Genomic DNA, 20,396 nt, shown 5'->3' with positions numbered 1-20,396 from the left:
CTACTCACCCGCTTTATCTTGATTTAAACTGAATGTCTAAACCTATTATACCACGAAGCGTTGGGTCCTACCGGCGGTTCGTGGGTTTCACGAACGGTTCGGTCAGGTGCATGAATTCGGCCACGTCGCGCTTGATCAAGGCCACACCGTTGAGCCAGAAGTCCGGTTGGGTCAGGTCGACACCCAGGTGCTTTTGGGCCAGTTCTTCCGTGGACATGTTGGCAGTGTCGCGTAACAGAGCGATGTAATCGTCTTCGAAGTTCGCGCTTTGTTGCGCCTTGGCGTAGATCCCCAGGCTGAAGAGGTAGCCGAAGACGTACGGGAAGTTGTAGAAGGCCGGGTTATCGATGTAGAAGTGTAACTTGCTGGCCCAGAGGTGTGGCGAGTAAGTCGACAGGTCGTGACCGAAGGCTTCCTTTTGGGCGTTGAGCATCAGTTCGTTCAACTCGGCTGGCGTGACCAGCTTTTGTTGCCGTAACTGGTAGAAGCGCGTTTCAAACAGGAAGCGGGCCCGGATATTTAAGAACATGGCAACGGGATTATCCATTTTAGCGTTGAGCAGTGAAATCTTTTCGGCGTCCGTTTTAGCCGCTTTGACGTTGGCGTCGGCGACGATTAGTTCCCCAAAGGTCGAGGCGGTCTCGGCCACGTTCATGGCGTAGTCTTGCCGCAGGAAGGGCAGGTCGGTCATCACGCTGGAGTGAAAGGCGTGTCCCAGTTCGTGAGCCAACGTCGAGACATCGTTGGGGGACCCGGTAAAGGTCATGAAGATGCGGGCTTCGTGGGTCTCGGGCGCACTCTCCATCCAACCACCAGGCGCCTTACCCGCGCGGTCTTCGGCTTCGATCCAGCGGTGCTCGAAGGCGTGCTTAGCCAGGGCGGCCATCTTCGGGGAGAACTCGCCGTAGTGTTGAATAATGAAAGCGGCGGCTTGGTCGAAGGTGAAGTGGCGTTCGGTACTGCCAGGCAGGGTCAATGGTGCTTCGACATCCTGCCACCCGGCGTGCTTCTTACCCAGTAGCGCGGCTTTGCGGTCCAGGTAGTCGAGCAAGAACTGCTTGTTATCGTCGACCACTTTCCAGATTGTCTTAAGGGTCTGGGCGCTCAGCCGGTTTTGCTTGAGCGGTTCCTGTAAGAAGTCGGTGATGCCGTGCGCCTTGTACTGGGTCAGCCGGAAGCCAGCTAGATGGTTCAAGGTGTCGGCGAAGAGCTGCTCCTTATCGGTCCAGGCCTGTTCCCAAGCGGGTAAGAGGTCGGCCCGGTATTGCGGGTCGGCGTTGCCCAGCAGGTTGTTATCCGCTTGGCCCGCCGAGAGGGTCACGGGTTGACCGTTGGCGTCGTGGAAGGGCACGTTGACCGTGGCGACCAGCGAGTCGTAGTGGGCGCTCCAGGCGGACTTACCGTCGAGGTCGAGTTGGTTGATCAAGGATTCCGTCTTGTCGTCCAAGAGTTCCTTCCCGTGGTCACGCAGTTCGCGAAGGTTAAAGGCGATCGGGGCCAGTTCGGGACGGGCGAGCATGGCGTTGAAGTGGTCGTCTGGAACTTGGACCAGGACCTTTTCAAGCTTGTCGCTGACGGTCTGAAACTGGGTGCTGAGGTGTTGTAACCGGGCGTCCATGGGCGCGACGTCGGGGTTGGCAATGTCGGCCGAGCCGATTGCGGTGATGAAGATGCCGGCTTGGCCGATTCCGGCCGCAATGGCCTGTAGCTGATTCACGGCTTTGATGAATTGGTGGTAATCGGGTGCGTCCGTGGTGACGTCCCAGCGGTCGAGCAAATCACCTAAAGAAGCTGTGTCCGTTTTGATTTGGGAAAATTTCGCTTTGAGCTGTGCGGAGTGGATCCCGCCACTGAAGAGGGTCTCTAAATCCCAGTTTAACGAGTAAGTCATGGCAAAACCGCCTTTCTAAGTCTAGATTGGCTTCATTATAGCAAATTATCTCGGAATTGCGCTGGAAAAAAGAAACTCGTATACTAGGAGCATTGCAATTAGTCAGGGGGGTGTTGCAATTTTTAAGCAAGCGCGAAACACCCGCTAAATGACGGCTTATTGGAGGGAAAGAGAAATTGAAAAAACAACATAAGTGGTGGTTGTGGGGCTTGGGAACCCTAGTTGTGATCATCATTGTCGCCTTGATCGGGGCCAGTCTGTACTTTTATAATCTGACCGTCGCCCGGGGCAAGAAGAGCTTTATCGGGGGCCCAACGGCGTTAAAGACCAGCGACCCCTTGTACACCCAAAAACACTGGTTTGAGACCGCTCATAAATATCGGTGGACGGAGACCGCTGCGGGGGCCAACTTTAAGTTGGTCGCCGATTACGTGCCCGCCGCCAAGGCCACCAAGAAGACCGTGGTGCTGGTTCACGGGTTCGCATCCAGTAAGGAACAGATGGGCGGTTACGCGGGACTGTTCCACCAATTAGGCTACAACGTTCTGGTGCCCGATGACCGGGCCCAGGGGCAGAGTGGCGGTAAGGCCATGAGCTACGGGTACTTTGAAGCCCGAGACTACCGGAAGTGGATCAACCAAGTGATTGCCAAGCAGGGGCCCCAGTCGCAGATTGCCCTGTTCGGGGTGTCCATGGGGGGCGCGACGACCATGATCGCCAGCGGCCTCAAGATGCCGAGTCAAGTGAAAGCTTACATTGAAGATTGCGGCTACACCACGGCGGACGCGGAGATCGGGTACCAGGCCAAGCAGATGTACCACTTGCCGTACTGGCCGATGGTGCCTCTGACCAGCGCGGTGACCAAGTTGAAGGCGGGCTTTACCTTTAAAGACGCCGATGCGGTGCGGGCGGTTAAACGCAACCACCGGCCGATGCTGTTCATCCACGGCGGGGCGGACACGTTCGTCCCGACTAAGATGGTCTACCAGGTCTACCGGGCCGATGCGGGGCCTAAGGAACTGATGGTGGTTCCCGGTGCCAAGCACGCCGCTTCCTACAGTCACAGTCCTCAACGCTACCAGCGTAAGGTCCAACACTTCTTACGTCAGTACTTGGGTGAGTAGTGAGTGGCATTCGCCTTACCGGGCGCCCAGATAGGGCTGGAACGTCGTGGGCACCACTTCGAGCCACAAAGCGGTCTCGAAGCTGGGCCTTTTCCTAGGCGAGCTGAAAAACGCTCACCAAGGAAAATTTCACGGCTGAGCCCTATCTGGGCGCCCTCTCGGCTTACAATTGGCGTGAAGTGGGGACTTACTGGCTACTAGGGACTATCCGCGGGTCCAGACGGCCCCAACAGCCGATTGGCAGGGCCGTGACGCCAGTGGGCACGACTTTGAGCTTCGCTAAACCCGCGAATCTCAAAGCTCGGCCTTAGCCTAAGGCCAGAAACCCACTGGCCTAACGCTAATTTCACCGGCTGGGCCCTATCGGCTGTTGGAGCCTAGACGGTAGCGAAAATTATTTAAATCACGTCTAATCCATTTTTCGGCTTACGGTTGGCGTGAATTAGGTAATGTTGTTAGGGTTTAATGGCTGCCAGGGACTAACCGCGACAAGGGCTGATGCCACTCAGTAGTTGGTGAGTCCGGGTAATCCAGTGCGTTCTCGTCATTAGTGGCGTGATTGACCGGATAAGGTACAATGACTAAAGCTACTGGGGAAGTTGTTGGGCAGCTAGGACTGCCTACAAACTAATGAGAAGATTACTCATGACTAAGAAGCCTACGCCTCCGAAGCGGTCAACTATCATTAGGTTTACATGCCTGTGAGCCTTGTTTGCCTGTCCGGTAAGACGGATGATGATTGTGATTGCTTTTAAGACGGGCCCAGTCTGGTGAAGGGAATTGCCCTAGGCGTCTTAAGTTTCCAATTGAAAATTTAACAAATTTCACGGCTGACGGGAATTGGTTGGGCCGGGCGCTGACGTAGCGGCCCGTTCAATCAGTGACCGCCAGCCGTTTTGCGTTCAGTCAGGGAGGAGTGCGGTGATTCAGTTGGGGACTCTCGCCGTTTGAACAGTTGGGTTGTGCGTCAAAATGGCGTATAATTAACGAGAACCTGACCAACCAGCGGGAAGCCTCCCGCGGCCAATTAAGGAGTAATTATTTTGTTAGAAACCGGATTGATTATCGGTCTGCTTGTCATCGGACTGATTCTAGGGTACCTCGTCCGGCGTCACCGACACTTAGAGGCGTTAAAAGCCGTTCAGGCCCAGGCCCGAACCCTCATCGAAGAAGCCACCGCGAAAACCAAGCAGCGGGTGGCCGACCTCAAAGCCCAGAGTCGGCGCGAGACCTTAGCGTATCAGCAGTCCGTCAAAGATGAACTGACCGAACAAAAAAGTGACATTGCCGTGCGTGAACAACGCCGGCACCAACGCGAGCAGCTATTGAACCAGATGGCCGTTCGGTTGGATGATCAGACTCAGATGTTAGACCAACGCAGCCAAGCCAACCACCAGAAGCGTCAAGACATCCATGCCTTACACGACCAGGCGGACGCCTTACGCGAAAAGCGGCTGACCACGTTGGCGACCCAGGCGGGGATGTCCCCCGAAGAGGCCCAACAAGAGATCTTGCATCGCGGCGAGTTGGCGTTGAAGCGTGATCGGGATATTGAGATCAAGGCGCTCAACGACGATGCGGAAGCCAACGCCGAACGGTGGGCCAAGGATGTGGTCCTGGCCGCTACGGAGAGTGGGCCGCAAGACTTACCTAAGGAACACCTGGAGCACACGGTGACCGTCCCGAACGGTGAGATTCGCAGTAAGATCATCGGGCGCGACGGCCAGCATATTCGCCTGTTGGAGACCCTGACCGGAACGGACCTGATTTTTGTGCCCGATGACAACACCACGTTGTTCATCAGTACGCACGACCCGATTCGTCGGGAAGTTGCTCGGACGGCGCTGACCAACTTGGTCGCCAGTCGCCGTATTTCGGCCAACCAGATTGAAACGCAGGTCGAGAACGCCTTACGCGACGTTAATCACAGTCTCTGGGAAGTCGGCGAACAGGCGGTCAGTCGCCTGCACGTGGGCTGGATGCACCCGGACTTGATGAAGCTGATTGGCCGGTTGAAGTACCGGACCAGTTACGGGCAGAACGTCCTACAACACTCGATTGAAGTGTCCCAGTTAGCCGGCGCCATGGCGGCTCGCTTGGGGTATAATTCACGGTTAGCGCGCCGGGCCGGCCTGTTGCACGATTTAGGGAAGTCAATCGACCATGAAGTGGAAGGGACTCACGTGGAGATTGGGGTGGAATTCGCTGAGAAATACGGAGAAGACCCCATCGTGATCAACGCGATTGCGGCCCATCACGGCGACGTTGAGAAGAGTTCACCGATCGCGGTCTTAGTTGCGGCGGCCGACGGTATTTCTGGAGCACGTCAAGGTGCCCGGAGCGAGTCCGTCGAAGACTACATCAACCGCCTGCGGTCGCTGGAAAAGATTGCCAACGACCGGCCAGGGGTCACGGAAAGCTACGCCATCCAAGCTGGTCGGGAACTCCGGATCATGGTCAACCCGCAGACCTTGGACGACCAGGCGGCGGCGACCTTGACTCAGGAAGTGGCCCAACAGGTTGAAAAGCAGCTGACGTATCCTGGGAAGATTCGGATCACCACGATTCGCAAGCTCACGGCCGTCGAGTACGTGGGCGATGAAAAAAAGAAAAAGAAGAAGAAAAAGAAGAAAGCAGCCAATGCTTCCTAGCTTGCTATAGTCCCCCTTAGGGTTGACAGATGAAAAACTATAATTTCATCTATCAACTCTAAGGGGATTTTACTATGCCTAGCAGCAAATTCACGGCCGAAGAAAAGCTAGAAATTATCAAGGGGCTATCAGAGACCGACCTAACTAAAGCTGTGTATCTTAAGCTGCACAACGTCGGCCCCAAAGCCTTTAGACGCTGGCAGAAGTTTTACGCACAGGACGGCTTAGAGGGATTGTGAGAGCGAAAATGCTGGACAAAATATAGTTCTAAACTCAAGCAACAAGCTGTGACGGCCTATCTGAACCAGGAAGGTAGTTTGGATGATATTCGAATTAGATTTGGTCTAAGAAGTAAATCGCAACTTCGAGACTGGATCAAGAAATTCCAGTATAATGGGGCCAATCATTCATTGACGGCAACTCCGTCTAGAAAGCAGGTCCGCATTATGAGTCGGAAAACAACCTTTGAGGAACGTATCGAAATCGGCGAATACGTGACAGCGAGTGGTCACACTTATAGTCAAGCAGCTGAACACTTCAACGTCTCTTATCAGCAAGTTCGTTCTTGGGTCTTGAAAGCCAAGAGCGGTGGTTACCCAGCACTTAAAGACCGTCGTGGGCGGACGAAGTCCCGCGAAGAGATGACCGAAGTCAAACGGCTTAAACTTGAAAATCGGCAACTCAAGACTCAGCTCAGAGAACAGGAAATCTACGATATCTTCTTAAAAAAAGTCCGAGAAATCCGGAACAGGGAGTGACTGCACAACACAAACTAGCGTATCAAAACATCCAAGAAATCGGCGCCAATAGCCATGGTGCCCAAGCCATTATTCTTCGTAAACTAGGCCTTTCACGGCAAGCTTACCATCAATGGCTCCAACGTGAACCGACCCCCTGGGCCCAACAAGAAGAGCTACTTAAGGGCAAGATGACTAAACTCTTTAAGCAACATCGTCAATGCATCGGAGCTGGGAAAATGAAGCTCTATCTTGAGCATGACGAGTCGATTGACTTCTACGTTTCACTTAAGCGGGTTAAACGCTTGATGACGGTTCTTCACTTCAAGTGTCAAAGCCGAATCAAGAAGCATCACCGGGTAAAGCAGGAAGAGCAGGAAGTCCGTGACAGCATCTTGAACCAGCAATTTGACCAATCCACGAAGCCCAATCAGGTCTGGTTGTCCGACTCTACTGAGGTTCGTTACGGGGCCAATGGTGAGCATAAAGTTCGCTTGTGCGGAGTCCTCGATTTACACGGTCGATACCTTTTGGCTTATCATCTAAGCCCTACGGAGACCAGTGAAGCCATGATTGAGACCTTTGATCAGGCCTTCCAAAATGCCGGTGACGTCCATCCGTTAGTGCATACTGACCGTGGATCAGCCTTCACGTCCAAGGCGTTCAATGGTTTTATGACCGACCACCAAGTGATCAGAAGTATGTCTCGACCAGGCACACCCTACGACAATGCGCCTATCGAACGGTGGTGGAACGAGTTCAAGTTGAACTGGCTAGCTAGCCATCCGATGCCGAAGACCAAGCAGGAACTTATTGGCTTGATTGAAGCTGGCGTTTATTACTTCAACTACATCGATCGAACGACACAAAGAAACGGCTTCACGGCGAATGAATATCGCCGTGAAGCCGCTTAAGCGCCACTCCAAAATTATATTATTTCGTCTGTCAACTTGACAGGGACTAGTACAGTAGCCTCGCGAGATTACTTGGTAGTACCCGATAGCCTCTAAAATATAATCTTTACTGCCGCAGGATTTTAGTACCAATGTTTGTGGCTTGTTTTCGTGCTCTCAATCTTTAGTTCGTTGTTAATGGTCTGGGGATAAGCGCCCAGCCGACGAGCGTTTGTTCAATTAGACCTCTATTGGTGTATTTTAACAATTTTTTCACATTCAACTGTGGCTAGATGGTGCCCCTTTGGTCGAGACAGGGTGAGCTGTTCTTGAATCAAGATAAAAGACTTTTTCATGGTTTTGTTGTGGGACCTCCAATGATATCAAGCTTTTCTATGCTCAGTGTATTTATTTTGTAAAAGTAGTTAGTTTAATTTTAAAATCCACAATTAAAATTTTTCTTATCGTAAAGATACATAATACAATAAAATTATTATTAAAAAAGTTGTGCATGCTTTCTTTACATGATACAATTCTCTTTGTCGTTTTTAATCATATAAATCCAGGGGTGGAAAATAACATGAAATTTTCGCGATACTTTATTACGGAGCAGAATGAATTTTATATTTTTACAAAAGGGTTAGAAGATGTTGTGTATTTACTAATTACAGATACATTCTCAAAGGCCGACAAATCATTTGGGCTTAAGTTTTTTGATACAGATTTTGAGCCAAATGACAATCATATTAAGGTTCAGGCGGCAACTTTCAGGGATTTGACTGATGAGGAAGATGCTTTCATTAATAATTTTGTTGAAGGCCTTTTTTCTTTTAAACCTAGTATTGATATATTTATTGACTATTTAAGAATTGAAGATGAGTTAAGCTTTGATTATCCAACTGATTCTGGGTTTGAAGATATGGTCAAAAAAATTAATTTGATATTTAAATCATCGGTAATCATGAAAGAGCCCCGAACTATGAATAATTTAATTCAAAAATAAGTGGGGTATTTTAGTGAAGAAGATTGTTAAGATTTTTTCCTTATTTGCAGTATTAATTACAATGTTGACAGTTATGACTGTTAGTGCCAGTGCAGCACACAGCGTCAATGTTAATCTCGGTTCTGGCTGGCGAGCTAGAATAGACGGCCCGTTGAATGCACATCAGGGGAAGTTTCATGGGCATGTTTACCATGGTAACAAGCAAATTGGGGCAGAAAATGTTGATGGGACTAAACATGATGGCCGCAGTTTTAGTAGTGTTCCTAAAAAGAAAGTAGCAAAGCTTAAGGGGAGTGCTAAATGGAAAGAAGCCAAGGAAAAAAATGGAAAATTAATGAAGCAGCGTAGTAAGTTGACTTTTTCCAATATCGGGTACTGGATTAGTAGCCATACGATGATTTTAGAACTCTAGACGAGTTTTGACTCCGTACTAACGTACTAGCCTGGTTTTGTATGTTTTTTGTGGACGACGTAGGTCTGGAATAAAATTCCCAGTTCAATCGAAATATTTATTTTAGAGACATAGAAGTTACCTGACAGGGGCTCCTATGCCTCTATTATTATATATGGTGGTGGGGATTTCAGAAAGACAAGTATATAATTATGTGAATAATTATCGGACTCGGATTTAAAATTGAAGTGCGACACATAAAGGACTGAACCAAAAGATTATGAAAAATATTCCTAAATCATCCACGAATTAAGAATAGGAATCCATAGCCAGAATATCACGCATCGTCATTACCAACAGCTTCAATATGCTGAATGCCATTTAATCAAAAAGTGGTTAAATGAAAATTCTACTGAGAAATTTCTCGTTGCTGGGTCATAGTGTAACAACTATCAGTCGCGAGATTCAACTTAATAAGGTTATTCAGATTGTCCATAATTAAAAGGTTCAAGAAGCTTACCTGAGTATCGGTTCCTTAGTTCATTGGGTCAAAGCTGCTATACAGCTTTACCTTATCTGTCGCCCTTACTGTCTATTGTTGTTACATTTGATGTGGGAGTTCTTGATTTTATCTATCAATGAAGTTTCGTCAGCGTGTTAAATGACCGGGAAAACGATATGTACGGATGAAGAAACACGTGCTGGATTAATCCATTGAAGCATATCTGCAAGTAACTAATGATTGTACAGAAATTGGTCATTGGGAGGGCGATTTGGTTAAGGGAGAACGGGGGGCGTTAGCGAGCCCGTAATTATGATGTTAACAGAGCGTTCTAGTTGTTACGAGATTACATTGTACTGGTAACTGACTACTATGTGGGCACCTGTTGTAAAGTACTTCAAGGCGGCACTAACAACTATGGTCTGGAGTACTTTAAGAGAGTGATTTTCGATAACGTTTCGGAATTCTCAGGACTTTCGCAAGTTTCTAGAACAGACGTTTACTTCGTCTACCGGTACTTGGGAGTGGGTAAACAACGAGTGCCAAAATCAATTGATCCGTGGGTTTAATCCATGAGAGGTTTTACTTTGGTTGGTTCCCCAACCCGCCCGAGATAGAGATAATGGACATGTAAAGTATTAGATTATCGATTGGCCGTTGAAGTCTCACCAGATTTCTACTAAGATACCAATTGATGAGAATAGGTTATGGGGACTTCATTTTATTTGATAATTCAGGATTTGATTTTATAATTCACCTGTGGAACTCATATGTACCTTATGTGGTTAGTGTCATGCCCATGATTGAATACTATCGTATTTGATGAGACGGATGAAAACAAAAGGCCGTGTGCTCTAGGGATTAACGACAAGGTTAATCTCCAGGGCACACGGCCTTTTTAGCTGGTTCGGTCTCGCCGCTAGTTGCGCGGTTCGTTGACGATTTGGAAGTTTTGGTTGGTCGTGGCATCGACGACGGGGTGGGCCTGCAGGTAGTCGGCAATCAATTCGCTCATCGCACTTTGGCTCTCCGCGACAATCTTGTTGGCGCCGAACATGCTGTAGTGACCGCCCCCCACGGCCCGGTACTGGTTCAAGACGATGCGCAAAGGTTGGTCGTCCGTCACGGGTTGGCCGTGGTAGGTCAGGGCTTCGACCCGGTGACCCATAGGTTGGGCGATGTTCAACCGGTAGTCGATACCTTCGTACATGTCGTAGTTGTACTGCCGGTGTTTAGGATGGATAAAGGCCGGGTTGACCGCAATCTCACCATCGATAATGGTGAAGTAGCGCGCACTGACCTCGAGGGCGGCCCGTAAGTCGGCCCCCGTGATGTTCAGTAGGGACAAGCCGTTAGGGTAGACGTAGTTGGTCATGATGTTGCGCATGGTGATGGGGTTCTCGAACCCGCGGGCCTCATTACTGAAGAGGGCGGTAGCCGAGATATCGGCGCCCATGGTCGCCATCTGGACCCGTTGGATGAACTCAATATACGGGGTCTCCTTGAGGCGTGCCTGAACGGGGTCGTCGAAAGTCATGTCGCCCGTGATGTGACCTAATGGTTGGTCTAACCAATGGGCGACTTGATCATTGAGCCCCTTAGCGGCCGTTAAGACCTGCGGATCAAGGGGCGCTTCGGCCGCAGAAACCAGGGCGGTATCGTAGTTGGTCACGGTGACCTTCCCGTCAGCGTCCCGGTCGAGGTCTAAGGTGATTTTGCCGATGGCCTGGCCCCGGAACCCGGGTTGGGTCGTCGGGGTGTCGAAGAGGCTGGTGGCGATTTGGCGGTGTTGGTGGCCGGTGACTAAGGCATCGATGCCGGGAATCGCCTGTAACATGTGGTAGGCTTCGTTTTCCCCGACATGGATGTCGTTAGGTTCGCCAGTGGCCAAGTCGCGTTCAAAGCCGCCGTGGTAGCAGACAATCACCACGTCCGCCTGTTCCCGTAAGATGGGCACGTATTTCTTCGCGGCGATGTAGGCCGATTCGAATTGGAGACCGTCGATGTTGGTGGCTTTCTCCCATTTATAGACGGCTTGGGTGGTCAGACCCAGGACGCCGATCTTTAAGCCGTCCTTTTCTAGAATGGTGTAGGGCTTGCCATACTCGGGTTGACCGGTATGGTCTAAAATGTTGGCACATAAAATCTGGCGGTCGGATTCCCGAATCGCCGCTTGTAGGTAGTCTTGGCCGTAGTTGAACTCGTGGTTGCCCAGGATCCCGCAGTCGTAATGAATCTGGTTATAAATGTTCATCAGGGCTTGGGGGTCGCGGTGGTCTTGGACCCGGGCGACGTAGTAAGCCAGCGGTGACCCTTCCAGGAAGTCCCCGTTCTCAATGGTCACCACGGGACCCTCCGCGGCAGCCTGTTCCTGGGCGATGACGGTCGCCGCCCGGGCCAGGCCAAAGCCTTGTTGGGTCCCCTTCTTCACATAGTTTGTGGGGTAGACGTACCCGTGTGTGTCACTTGTCGATAAAATTGTCAGCTTCAATGTTGTCACCCTCCAATTACGTCTAACTGGCGCTATTCCGAACCGTCCAGTTGCTAGCAAGAGTGTTCGCCGAAAACGCGGAATTGTAACGTGTTAAAGAAATTATAAGCTAGTTTACCAGATGTGTAAATTTTTGATGGCGTTTTTTACCTGATTATGAGTGATTTTCTAACCAAAAAGCGCCGGGTCACCAACCAGGATGACATCCGGCGCTTTCGGTTAAAGCGTAAATTACGCGGTACACGGACGCCTGCACACAGCAAGCCAGTCCGGGTAACAATTACTTTGGAGGAGTAAAATTTCGTAACTTATTCATTAGATTCGTAAGTTATATTTTCACTATACCCCTAAATTGTGAAGAAAATGTGACGGACTAGAAAAATTAAGGGTCAACAGTGTCGGTTTGTGAAAACTGGCGGCCGTTCCGGTCAGGCGGTGGGGCGGCGGAGTACAGACGGGACGCTTTTCAGCAAGCTTTCATCGATCGGGTAAATTTGGAAAGGGGAGCCGTTGTGAACGGGCGTCAACCGGTGGGAAAATTTTAAGCTAAGCTTGGAGGTTACGGTTGCCGGGAAAGAAAATAAAATGGTTAACCCTGCCTCTCTTTCGGGGGCGTGGCGAATTTTTAGCCACTTTGACGGGACTGTGGAAGCCGTAAATGGGTGAAAGTGCTTGCTTGCATGAATGAATATCCAATATAAATGAATAAAATTACAAGTAAGCGTTCTCGAAGATGATGGCCCCATTTTAGTGAGATTGGGTAAAAAATTGGGGGACTATTCATGGACGGGCACAACCTTGTGAAAGATTTGAGGCCGGAATAGGACCTGATTCCCCGCGAATATCACAAATTTAATTGCAAACAAATGAATTGTTTTCTGAACCAACCAACCCCGAATCGGAAATCAAAAATAATTTAGAAACTTTCCAAAAAAGGTTGATTATTCATTCAATTGTGGTAACATATAAATTGGTTCTACTGGATAGTTCAATGAATTGTTGGTAGTGAACCAAAATGAGTCAGTTGTTGTTTTCTATCGTTAACTCAATCCAACGATGAGGAAGTGCTGAGATATGATTAATTTGTATATTGCACCAAGTAGTGCATCCAGTCGGAAAGCGCGGGCATGGTTGAAGGACCACGAGATTGCGTTCCAAGAACGGAATATTAAGTCGAAGCCATTGAACGCAGCTGAGGTTAAGCAGATCTTGCGGCTTACGGAAAACGGGAGTGAAGATATCATTTCGACGCGGTCGAACATCTTCAAGCAACTCCACGTTGATTTAGATAGTCTATCCGTTAGCCAATTGGTTGACCTAGTTGTGAAGTACCCCGACCTGATCAAGCGGCCCATTATCTTTGATGATAAGCGGCTGGAAGTTGGGTACAATGAAGAAGAAATTCGCCGGTTCTTGCCACGTGAAGTGCGGACGGCGGAACTCCACCACTTGGAGTCCCAATTAAGTTCATAACACCAATCGGTCAGTTCTCGGGGGAGTGCTGATCGATTTTTTGTCCATTGATTAAAATTTAACGATAATAGGCATTGGTAACAGCTCGGCTGTTGCCAATCAGGCCATAACCAAAACGGGAACGTCCAGTTAACTGCGGGCGTTCCCGTTTTTAGTTGGGTCTAAAAAACGGTCGGAAATGATTCCGGCCGCTGTGATCATTAAAGTTAAACTAACTATCCGTTAGGTTACCGTTGGTACTGACGCGCCATCTGGGTGTATCCCAGCTGTTCTAGAGTTGCGGTAATCGTAGCTTCAATCGTCTCGGTAGCGACGACGTCAAACCCAGCCAGCTGGGCGACAATCAGACTTTCGACGCGGTGGACGACCGTGGGATCATTCGTCAGGCTGGTCAGGTCTTGATGAATACGCGCAGAATCGAACGCAACGTGCGCTCCCGTGGGCGTCTCCACGGTAAGGCTTCTAGGATACATGGTTCCCTGTGATCTGCGAATAACGTCCATTCTTCCAACCCTCCTTGAGGTTTAGGCGACCAGCTCTGGTCATAGGTAATAACTGGTTCCTAATGAGTATAGGTCTATGTTACGATGAAAGTCGGGAAAAAACAACTATATATAGACAAAATTCTCTAAAAGTTTCGATAAAATCTACATATAGTAGGAAAACCACAGAGCGTGGTGCTAGATTCATTCCGAAAGTTATGGATAACGGGGAATAATTGGGAAATACTGAGGTGTGGGGTGGACGCCTTACCGGGCCCCCAGATAGTCGCGGGTCCAGACGGCCCCAACAGCCGATTGGCAGGGCCGTGACGCCAGTGGGCACGACTTTGAGCTTCGCTAAACCCGCGAATCTCAAAGCTCGGCCTTAGCCTAAGGCCAGAAAACCGCTGGCCTAACGCTAATTTCACCGGCTGGGCCCTATCGGCTGTTGGGGCCTAACGTTAGTGATCGTGTTTTTGGCACACGAGGTCCAATTCAACGGCTAGTGTCAGCCGAGAGGTCGGTCAGACAGGGCTCAGCCGTGAAATTTTCCTTGGTGAGCGTCTTTCAGCTCGCCTAGGAAAAGGCCCAGCTTCGAGACCGCTCTGTGGCTCGAAGTGGCGCCCACGGCGTTCCAGCCCTGTCTGGCCGACCGGTAAGGCGAATGGCGAATGACTCATACTGGTGATAGCTTGAAGAACGGCTAAGAATTGACAGGCTTACGGGGAACGGCTAGGATAGGGATAATCACTTTTGTGAGAAAACAATGAGAAAATGTAAAGGGAAGCGATGCGAATGGTAACAACGGGCGTCAGTGCACGAGATTTATTTCGATTAAAGTCCCTCTCTCAGCCGAATGCGGCGGGTGGTTCCTATTACTTTGTAGAGAATCGCGTCGATGAGGCCAGCAATGGCTATCGGGCGCAACTAAACAGTGTCGATGATCAGGGCCATCAGCGGGTCGTGGCCACGGTGGGTGAACAAAACGTTCAACCAGCAGTCACGGCAACGACGGTTTTTTTTGCGGCCAAATTACCGGACCAAGTGGCCCAGTTGTACCAAGTACCGCTTACGGGAGGCACGCCCAGCTGCGTAGCCACTCCCGGCGAAGCGGTCAAAACAGTGTTAGCCGCGGCGGATGGCCACAGCATTTATTTCAAGACCACGGCCACAACGGAGAAGCCTAAGTTACCGAACACGGAGAAGTTCCCGGTGACCCGGCACGTGGGCCGGTTGATCAATAAGGCCGATGGCTACGGGTGGTTGCCCGAGAAAGTCACGTATCGCTTACGGCGGTACCTGCCCACTAGTGGGGCCTTGGAAGAACTCTTCCAGACGCCGTACGACTTCGACCTGACCTCCGTGAGTGCCGATGGACATCTGGTGACCTACCTCCAAGACGACCAACCGGATAACGACCGGGACTTTGCGCACGGGGCGTATTGCCTGGACGTCACCACCGGCCAGACCAGCCATTTAACGGCCAGCCTACCAGCCGGTCAGTTCGCCGATGCGACGCTGGCACCGAACGGTCAGACCGTGGCGCTGGTGGGGCACGACGGCCAGTATGGCAGTCAAACCATTTCCAACTTGTACTTAGCGGACCGGGCGACCGGTCGCTTGACCAACTGCACGGCCGAGTTGGCGGCGGATCTGGTTCCCGACTTTGCGGGGGACTTCACCCAGCAGGTCGGCGGTAAGTTGGTTCGGTGGTTGGATAACGATCGGGTCGCGGTCGTGGCCGCCTTCCACGCCCACAGTCAACTGTACGTGGGGAACGCGGCGGGATTGCACCTGGTCAACGACACAGCCCAACAGATCGTGGACTTTGATGTGGTCGCCGCGAACAAGGTGGTCTTAGCCGTGTCCCGGCAGACCTTACCCAGTGCGTTGGTCACCGTCACGCTGGATGATCAGCAGGAACGGGTCGTGTACGATCCCAATGCGGCGTATGAACGCAACCACCATTTTGCGCAGCCCCGACATTTCGACTATCAGGCTGGTGACGGGCAAGCTTTAGAAGGGTGGTATCTACCCGCCCAGACCCAAGCACCTCGGACGCCAGTCCTGTTGTACGTGCACGGGGGGCCGCACGCGAACTATGGTGAGACGTTCTTCTACGAATTCCAGGTCCATGCCAGCTTGGGTTACGGGGTGGTCTTCGTGAATCCCCGGGGGTCGACCAGCTACGGCCAGGATTTTGAAAATGCGGTCAACGGCCATTATGGCGAGGGAGACTACACGGACGTGATGAGTGGGCTAGATTATGCGCTGGAGCACTTTACTGAACTGGACCCTGACCGGCAATACATCGCCGGCGGGTCGTACGGTGGCTTCATGACGTTGTGGACGATTGGTCACACCCACCGCTTCGCAGCGGCGGTCTCGCAACGGTCGGTCACCAACTGGATTAGTCTCTTCGGGACCAGCGACATTGGATTCCGGTTCAACCCCGTCGAACTGGGCCTCGACCTCTTCGATGAGGGTGGGGTCGCGGCTTACTGGCGACAATCACCGCTGGCCTACGCGCCACAGGTCACGACGCCGGTGCGGTTGTTACACGGTGAATGGGATATGCGGTGCCCCATCAGTCAGTCCGAAGAATACTTCACGGCGGTTCGCCGTGCGGGAGTCGATGCGGACTTCATTCGTTACCCGCAAAGCTTCCACGGCGTCTCCCGAGATGGCTTGCCTAGCTTACGGCTACAACGAATCGCGGACATGGACGCCTGGTTTACGGCCCATCCTACGGTTCAAAAAGATGCGCCACAAAATTAACCGTCATTTTTACGGAGTTAGCAGTATCTCCTCAGAAAACTAACGCGCGGTCACGACTGGGAAGTTTTCCCGGTCATGGCCGCTTTTTGGCGTAAAAAAGACCGTCATCGACTGAGAATCGATGACGGTTTAATTTCGGCAACATAGGATTGATTGTGAAGCTAATATTGAGGGTGGCTTCCGCCTTACCGGACGCCCAGACAGGGCTGGAACGCCGTGGGCACCACTTCGAGCCACAGAGCGGTCTCGAAGCTGGGCCTTTTCCTAGGCGAGCTGGAAGACGCTCACCAAGGAAAATTTCACGGCTGAGCCCTGTCTGGGCGCCCTCACGGCTCACGATGGGAGGGTGAAATTGAGGGCGGTGTTGCGGGTTTTTAACGATGTCAGGCACTGGTAGTCGCTAGGGCTCAGCCGGTGAAATTGGCGTTAGCCGAGTGGTTTTTCTCGGCTTAGGCCAAGGCCGAGTTTCAAGACTCACGGGTTGGGTGAGGCTTGAAATCGTGCCCACGGGCGTCACGGCCCTAGCGGCTGCCGGGGCCGGATTCTTTCGCCAATTTAGACTTAAGGCGGAAGGGTACGCCACTGTCGGAACTTAGAACTGCGTCAGTAAGGCTTGGTAGATGACGGAAATGACGATGCCGGCGCCGACGATGCCAACGGCTAGGGTGAGGCCGGTGGCCAGAAAGCTAACGATGGATTGAACGGAAATGGCCACAATGGAGCGGGTGAGTTTTGCAAGCATGATGGTTACCTCGACTATCTTGAATTCTTTTCGGTTCCCTATCATAGCAGAACCAGCGAGAAAGCCAAACGATTTTTTGAAAGAAAATCACCCGTTTTCACCCCGAAAGTAAGCTGGTGAAAGAATACAATCGATTGCAGAAATCTCCTGATTAACCGGGCGTTTTAGCGTTAGACACACAAAACCCCTCCGCACGCCGATGGTGGGAGGGGTCCAAGTTGTTTGATTTTAGAGTTAAAGTGGGAACTTAGTCAGCGACCACGTTACCAACGCGGGCGTAACCTACCGCATGCCACCAAGGGGCGTGAACGGCTTCCGTAACCACACCACGGTTTTGGGAATCGATCATCTTACCGTTACCGACGTATAACCCAACGTGGGAGATGGAACGCTTGCTACCACCGAAGAAGACCAAGTCACCCTTCTTGATGTGCTTGTAGCTAACGTGCTTGTACTTGTTGTATTGGGCTTGTGCGGTCCGGGGAATCTTCTTGCCGGCACCCTTCTTGAAGACGTAGCTAGTAAAGCCGGAGCAGTCGAAGCGGGAAGGACCAGTGGAGCCCCAACCGTAAGGCTTACCTAATTGTGCCTTAGCGACCTTGTGGATCTTGCTGTAGGACATCTTGGAAGCAGCTTGGGCTTCGGTTTGGTTCAGTTGCGTGCCGATGAAGGCAAATGCAACGATAGCGACTAGGGACATAACGATTTTAACTAACGACTTCTTCATAAAAGTAAACAAACTCCTTATTTTTTAGCTCGTATTTAAACAACTTATTTTTAATAACTCGTAATCGATGTGTTTAATACTATCAGGGAGTTGTTACAGAAGTGTCTCAAACCATTATCAATCCAATTAAAGTCATGGATAAGTCTGTAAAATAATGCGCTAATTAGCGGGATAGGCTCGGGGAAAATGCCGGCGGGCCGCCATTTCTGGCGTTAGGGTGATTTGTTGCAAGCGGTGTGTAGTTCGGGGCTTGAAATAATAAGTCAGGGTGTCGAAATCAATAATTCCACGATAATGGGTGTAATTATGGTTGGTTTCGAACCGTCGTTGGGGGTCGAACGGCAGCGCAACGTCGGCCAACCAGCTAAAAATTTGGGGGATGGCGTCACGGGTCGTCGCCAGTTGGGGAGTTCCCCAGCGGGCAATCGCCATGTGCACGAACCGTTTAGTGGGGACCGGGCCAACTGGTAGGGGCTGACCGCTTCTAAGGTATGTACTGGCCGCCTGAACCGTGGCCGCCGTGAACTGGTCGCCGGGGACCTGAAGGAACTGGTTAAGGTTTTGGAGATGCCGGTCGAGGGTGGGGGTGTTGGTCAGGACGCCGCTGGGATTTAGTTGGGCGTGTAAGGTCAAGTCGGTGGGTTCGATCACCAGCGTTTGCCCCTGGCGGTCACTGAGGATCCAGTGGAAGGGGTAGACGTAGGGGTCGTTGCCCCACCGGCGGTTCACCAGGGTCACCCGCGGGAGGTCGGCAATCACGGCCTCCAGTGTGGCGTGTTCACCCAAGACCCAGTTGATGAAGTCCTGCGGGGTCAGGTTGATCTGACCGGCGACGGGCTGATCAGCGTAGGTCACGGCTCCGGGTAAGTAGAGTTCGGCACAGCTGATGCCGGTCTCGTTAACGCCGTCAGCCATCAGGTAAGCGGGCCGATCGGCGGCGATGCGGCCCCCGCCTAAGAGGGCGTAGCGGGTCTTACGATCGGCGCCCAGCGCCGTTTGCCAGTGGTACTGACGGGGCAAGAAGACGGGCCGCCAGGGCGTGGTGGTGGGAAAGTCCATGGTCCGGGCAAATAAATGGTGGTGTGATGCGGTGGTGTAGGTTAAACTAGTACACACACGGAAGACCTCCTTATAGGTAGTTTTTCGAAGCATTGATGACGCAACGGTGTGCGTTGCGTTGTAAACTAAACGTGGCTAGCAAAAGTCGCGCTTCAGGTTACCAATACCTCTAGTATAACGGAATTTGTCGCGACTGGTGCTTGTATTCAGACGCTGAATCTCGTAAGCTAAAAGATAAATAAGAAGTCCCCACGGGGGTAAGATTTGGAAGGGAACGGACGACATGAAATCAACTTGGAACTTAGTTGGGATGGCCTTATGGTTATTAGTCTTGGTCACCTTAATCTGGATGACGCACGACATGCGCGTGCGGCGGATTCATTTAATCGTTAAGGAGGGACGGAGCTTTTCCTGGCGGAACTTTACCATTTCCACGGTGGAACTAGTGGTTTGGCTGCTGTTCTTCGGGGGGATGAGTTACACCACCTTCTTCCAGAACGTCAACCAGCTGGGCAGTCGGGTCAATCAGACCACGCGGTACGACCCCTTGGTCTTGAGTACGGGAGTCGGCAACGGCTCGTCCTACTACGTTGAAGTCCGGAACGGTCAGGGACAGAAGCCGATTCAGCGCTACACGTACCTGACGGAAGGGGAACGGTACCAGGTCGACAGTATGTCCGCCACCGTTTCCGCGGGGAAGCATCCCATCAATCTGCCGGCATCGGCCTACCACTGGAACCGCAAGGCGGTCGCTAAGTACGACCAGCGCCACCAGAAGGCCTGGGTCGGTGTGATTGAGACCACCTACAAGAAGAACTGGGTGAACGGCATTGGCCTTCACGCGGGACGGTTAGCGAACCGGTTCACGTTGATTCGGATTCCGGATCACTCGTTTATGGTCCAGAAGTAACCAATGGTAAAGGGGGATGCAACGGATGACTAGTCAAGCAGACTACATTGACCAGCTCGGCCTCGAACCTCATCCGGAGGGGGGGCTGGTTCAAGGAGACGGCGCATAGTGAGGACCGGTACTTCGCCTTGGAGAGTCACGGTCAACGGTACCGGTACACGGCCATTCTGTTCTTGTTGACGGCGGGCAATCCGTCGCACTTTCACCGGTTGAACCACGATGAGCTCTGGTTCTTTCACGATGGGGCACCCCTGACGATTCACTGTATCGCGCCCAATGGCCAGTATTCAACGGTCAAGTTGGGGTTGAACCTAGCAGCGGGGGAGGTCCCCCAGTTCCGGGTCCCCCGCGAGACCATCTTCGCTTCGGAAGTCACGGCCCCGGACAGCTTTGGTTTAGTTAGTTGTGTGGTGGCCCCAGGTTTTCATTATGATGATTTTGAGCTATTCACTAAGAACCAGCTACACCGTAAGTATCCTAAGCTGCCAACGGTCATTGACCGCTTGGCACTAGATACTATCGATTAGGGCTGACGATGGGAA

General features: G+C 51.5%; 16 protein-coding genes and 1 pseudogene. 11 read left to right on the top strand and 6 right to left on the bottom strand.

What is annotated here, in order from left to right; translation table 11 throughout:
- Positions 1-67: 67 nt before the first annotated feature.
- Positions 68-1,891, bottom strand: coding sequence for a M3 family oligoendopeptidase (locus FD30_RS09705; protein ID WP_056944858.1), 1,824 nt, complete (start codon positions 1,889-1,891; stop codon positions 68-70).
- A gap of 176 nt (positions 1,892-2,067) precedes the next feature.
- On the opposite strand from FD30_RS09705, the gene FD30_RS09700 reads away from it, so the two are divergent.
- The 7 genes and pseudogenes from FD30_RS09700 (at position 2,068) to FD30_RS09675 (ending at position 8,711) form a co-directional block, all read left to right on the top strand.
- Positions 2,068-3,015, top strand: coding sequence for an alpha/beta hydrolase (locus tag FD30_RS09700; RefSeq protein ID WP_056944857.1), 948 nt, complete (start codon positions 2,068-2,070; stop codon positions 3,013-3,015).
- A 1,043-nt stretch (positions 3,016-4,058) separates the two neighbouring features.
- Complete coding sequence (rny, locus tag FD30_RS09695) at positions 4,059-5,666, top strand: ribonuclease Y (protein ID WP_056944856.1); 1,608 nt, start codon at positions 4,059-4,061, stop codon at positions 5,664-5,666.
- A 287-nt stretch (positions 5,667-5,953) separates the two neighbouring features.
- Positions 5,954-6,055, top strand: a pseudogene (locus FD30_RS11870) (helix-turn-helix domain-containing protein); the annotation flags it as partial.
- A 57-nt stretch (positions 6,056-6,112) separates the two neighbouring features.
- A complete protein-coding gene (locus FD30_RS11815; protein ID WP_225426522.1) occupies positions 6,113-6,424 on the top strand; it encodes a helix-turn-helix domain-containing protein in 312 nt (103 codons plus the stop codon).
- Positions 6,421-7,317: an IS3 family transposase gene (locus FD30_RS09685; RefSeq protein WP_056944855.1), complete on the top strand. Its 897-nt coding sequence runs from the start codon at positions 6,421-6,423 to the stop codon at positions 7,315-7,317. Before FD30_RS11815 ends, FD30_RS09685 begins: the two co-directional genes overlap by 4 nt.
- A 559-nt stretch (positions 7,318-7,876) precedes the next feature.
- Positions 7,877-8,299, top strand: a complete 423-nt coding sequence (locus tag FD30_RS09680; RefSeq protein ID WP_056944854.1) for a hypothetical protein — start codon at positions 7,877-7,879, stop codon at positions 8,297-8,299.
- A gap of 13 nt (positions 8,300-8,312) precedes the next feature.
- Entirely contained in the window at positions 8,313-8,711 is a 399-nt protein-coding gene (locus FD30_RS09675; protein WP_056944853.1) for a hypothetical protein, read from the top strand.
- Positions 8,712-10,111: 1,400 nt separating this feature from the next.
- Here FD30_RS09675 and FD30_RS09670 read toward each other — a convergent pair.
- Positions 10,112-11,683: a bifunctional metallophosphatase/5'-nucleotidase gene (locus tag FD30_RS09670; protein WP_056944852.1), complete on the bottom strand. Its 1,572-nt coding sequence runs from the start codon at positions 11,681-11,683 to the stop codon at positions 10,112-10,114.
- A 1,074-nt stretch (positions 11,684-12,757) separates the two neighbouring features.
- Between FD30_RS09670 and spx the strand changes: the two genes are divergently transcribed.
- Positions 12,758-13,156: a transcriptional regulator Spx gene (gene spx / locus FD30_RS09665; protein WP_024747133.1), complete on the top strand. Its 399-nt coding sequence runs from the start codon at positions 12,758-12,760 to the stop codon at positions 13,154-13,156.
- Positions 13,157-13,383: 227 nt separating this feature from the next.
- Here the strand turns inward: spx and FD30_RS09660 are convergent, their stop codons facing one another.
- On the bottom strand, positions 13,384-13,659 hold the full coding sequence (locus FD30_RS09660; protein WP_024747134.1) for a hypothetical protein: 276 nt from the start codon (positions 13,657-13,659) through the stop codon (positions 13,384-13,386).
- A gap of 774 nt (positions 13,660-14,433) precedes the next feature.
- Between FD30_RS09660 and FD30_RS09655 the strand changes: the two genes are divergently transcribed.
- On the top strand, positions 14,434-16,416 hold the full coding sequence (locus FD30_RS09655; RefSeq protein ID WP_225426528.1) for an alpha/beta hydrolase family protein: 1,983 nt from the start codon (positions 14,434-14,436) through the stop codon (positions 16,414-16,416).
- A 592-nt stretch (positions 16,417-17,008) separates the two neighbouring features.
- On the opposite strand, the gene FD30_RS11590 is transcribed toward FD30_RS09655, so the two are convergent.
- The 3 genes from FD30_RS11590 to FD30_RS09645 all read right to left on the bottom strand — a co-directional run bounded on the left by FD30_RS11590 (position 17,009) and on the right by FD30_RS09645 (position 19,001).
- A complete protein-coding gene (locus FD30_RS11590) occupies positions 17,009-17,158 on the bottom strand; it encodes a hypothetical protein (RefSeq protein WP_156652560.1) in 150 nt (49 codons plus the stop codon).
- Positions 17,159-17,405: 247 nt separating this feature from the next.
- Complete coding sequence (locus tag FD30_RS09650; protein ID WP_056944850.1) at positions 17,406-17,885, bottom strand: C40 family peptidase; 480 nt, start codon at positions 17,883-17,885, stop codon at positions 17,406-17,408.
- A gap of 159 nt (positions 17,886-18,044) precedes the next feature.
- Positions 18,045-19,001: a linear amide C-N hydrolase gene (locus tag FD30_RS09645; RefSeq protein ID WP_056944849.1), complete on the bottom strand. Its 957-nt coding sequence runs from the start codon at positions 18,999-19,001 to the stop codon at positions 18,045-18,047.
- A 226-nt stretch (positions 19,002-19,227) separates the two neighbouring features.
- Here FD30_RS09645 and FD30_RS09640 point away from each other — a divergent pair, with 226 nt between their 5' ends.
- Both FD30_RS09640 and FD30_RS09635 read left to right on the top strand, forming a co-directional pair.
- A complete protein-coding gene (locus FD30_RS09640) occupies positions 19,228-19,854 on the top strand; it encodes an LVIS_2131 family protein (protein ID WP_056944848.1) in 627 nt (208 codons plus the stop codon).
- 47 nt (positions 19,855-19,901) lie between these two features.
- Positions 19,902-20,381 (top strand): cupin domain-containing protein, encoded by a 480-nt coding sequence (locus FD30_RS09635; protein ID WP_307724580.1) that lies wholly within the window; start codon positions 19,902-19,904, stop codon positions 20,379-20,381.
- Positions 20,382-20,396: the final 15 nt, after the last annotated feature.

The sequence above is a fragment of the Levilactobacillus namurensis DSM 19117 genome (assembly GCF_001434785.1).
GTDB lineage: Bacteria > Bacillota > Bacilli > Lactobacillales > Lactobacillaceae > Levilactobacillus > Levilactobacillus namurensis.
This window is presented reverse-complemented; position numbering and strand designations above follow the sequence as displayed.

Bases quoted from the DNA above. Each gene is read 5' to 3' on its own strand.
- FD30_RS09680 (WP_056944854.1), top strand. From the start codon at position 7,877: ATGAAATTTTCGCGATACTTTATTACGGAGCAGAATGAATTTTATATT.
- FD30_RS11590 (WP_156652560.1), bottom strand. From the start codon at position 17,158: ATGCTTGCAAAACTCACCCGCTCCATTGTGGCCATTTCCGTTCAATCC.
- FD30_RS09655 (WP_225426528.1), top strand. From the start codon at position 14,434: ATGGTAACAACGGGCGTCAGTGCACGAGATTTATTTCGATTAAAGTCC.
- FD30_RS11815 (WP_225426522.1), top strand. From the start codon at position 6,113: ATGAGTCGGAAAACAACCTTTGAGGAACGTATCGAAATCGGCGAATAC.
- FD30_RS09705 (WP_056944858.1), bottom strand. From the start codon at position 1,891: ATGACTTACTCGTTAAACTGGGATTTAGAGACCCTCTTCAGTGGCGGG.
- spx (WP_024747133.1), top strand. From the start codon at position 12,758: ATGATTAATTTGTATATTGCACCAAGTAGTGCATCCAGTCGGAAAGCG.
- FD30_RS09650 (WP_056944850.1), bottom strand. From the start codon at position 17,885: ATGAAGAAGTCGTTAGTTAAAATCGTTATGTCCCTAGTCGCTATCGTT.
- FD30_RS09640 (WP_056944848.1), top strand. From the start codon at position 19,228: ATGAAATCAACTTGGAACTTAGTTGGGATGGCCTTATGGTTATTAGTC.
- FD30_RS09660 (WP_024747134.1), bottom strand. From the start codon at position 13,659: ATGGACGTTATTCGCAGATCACAGGGAACCATGTATCCTAGAAGCCTT.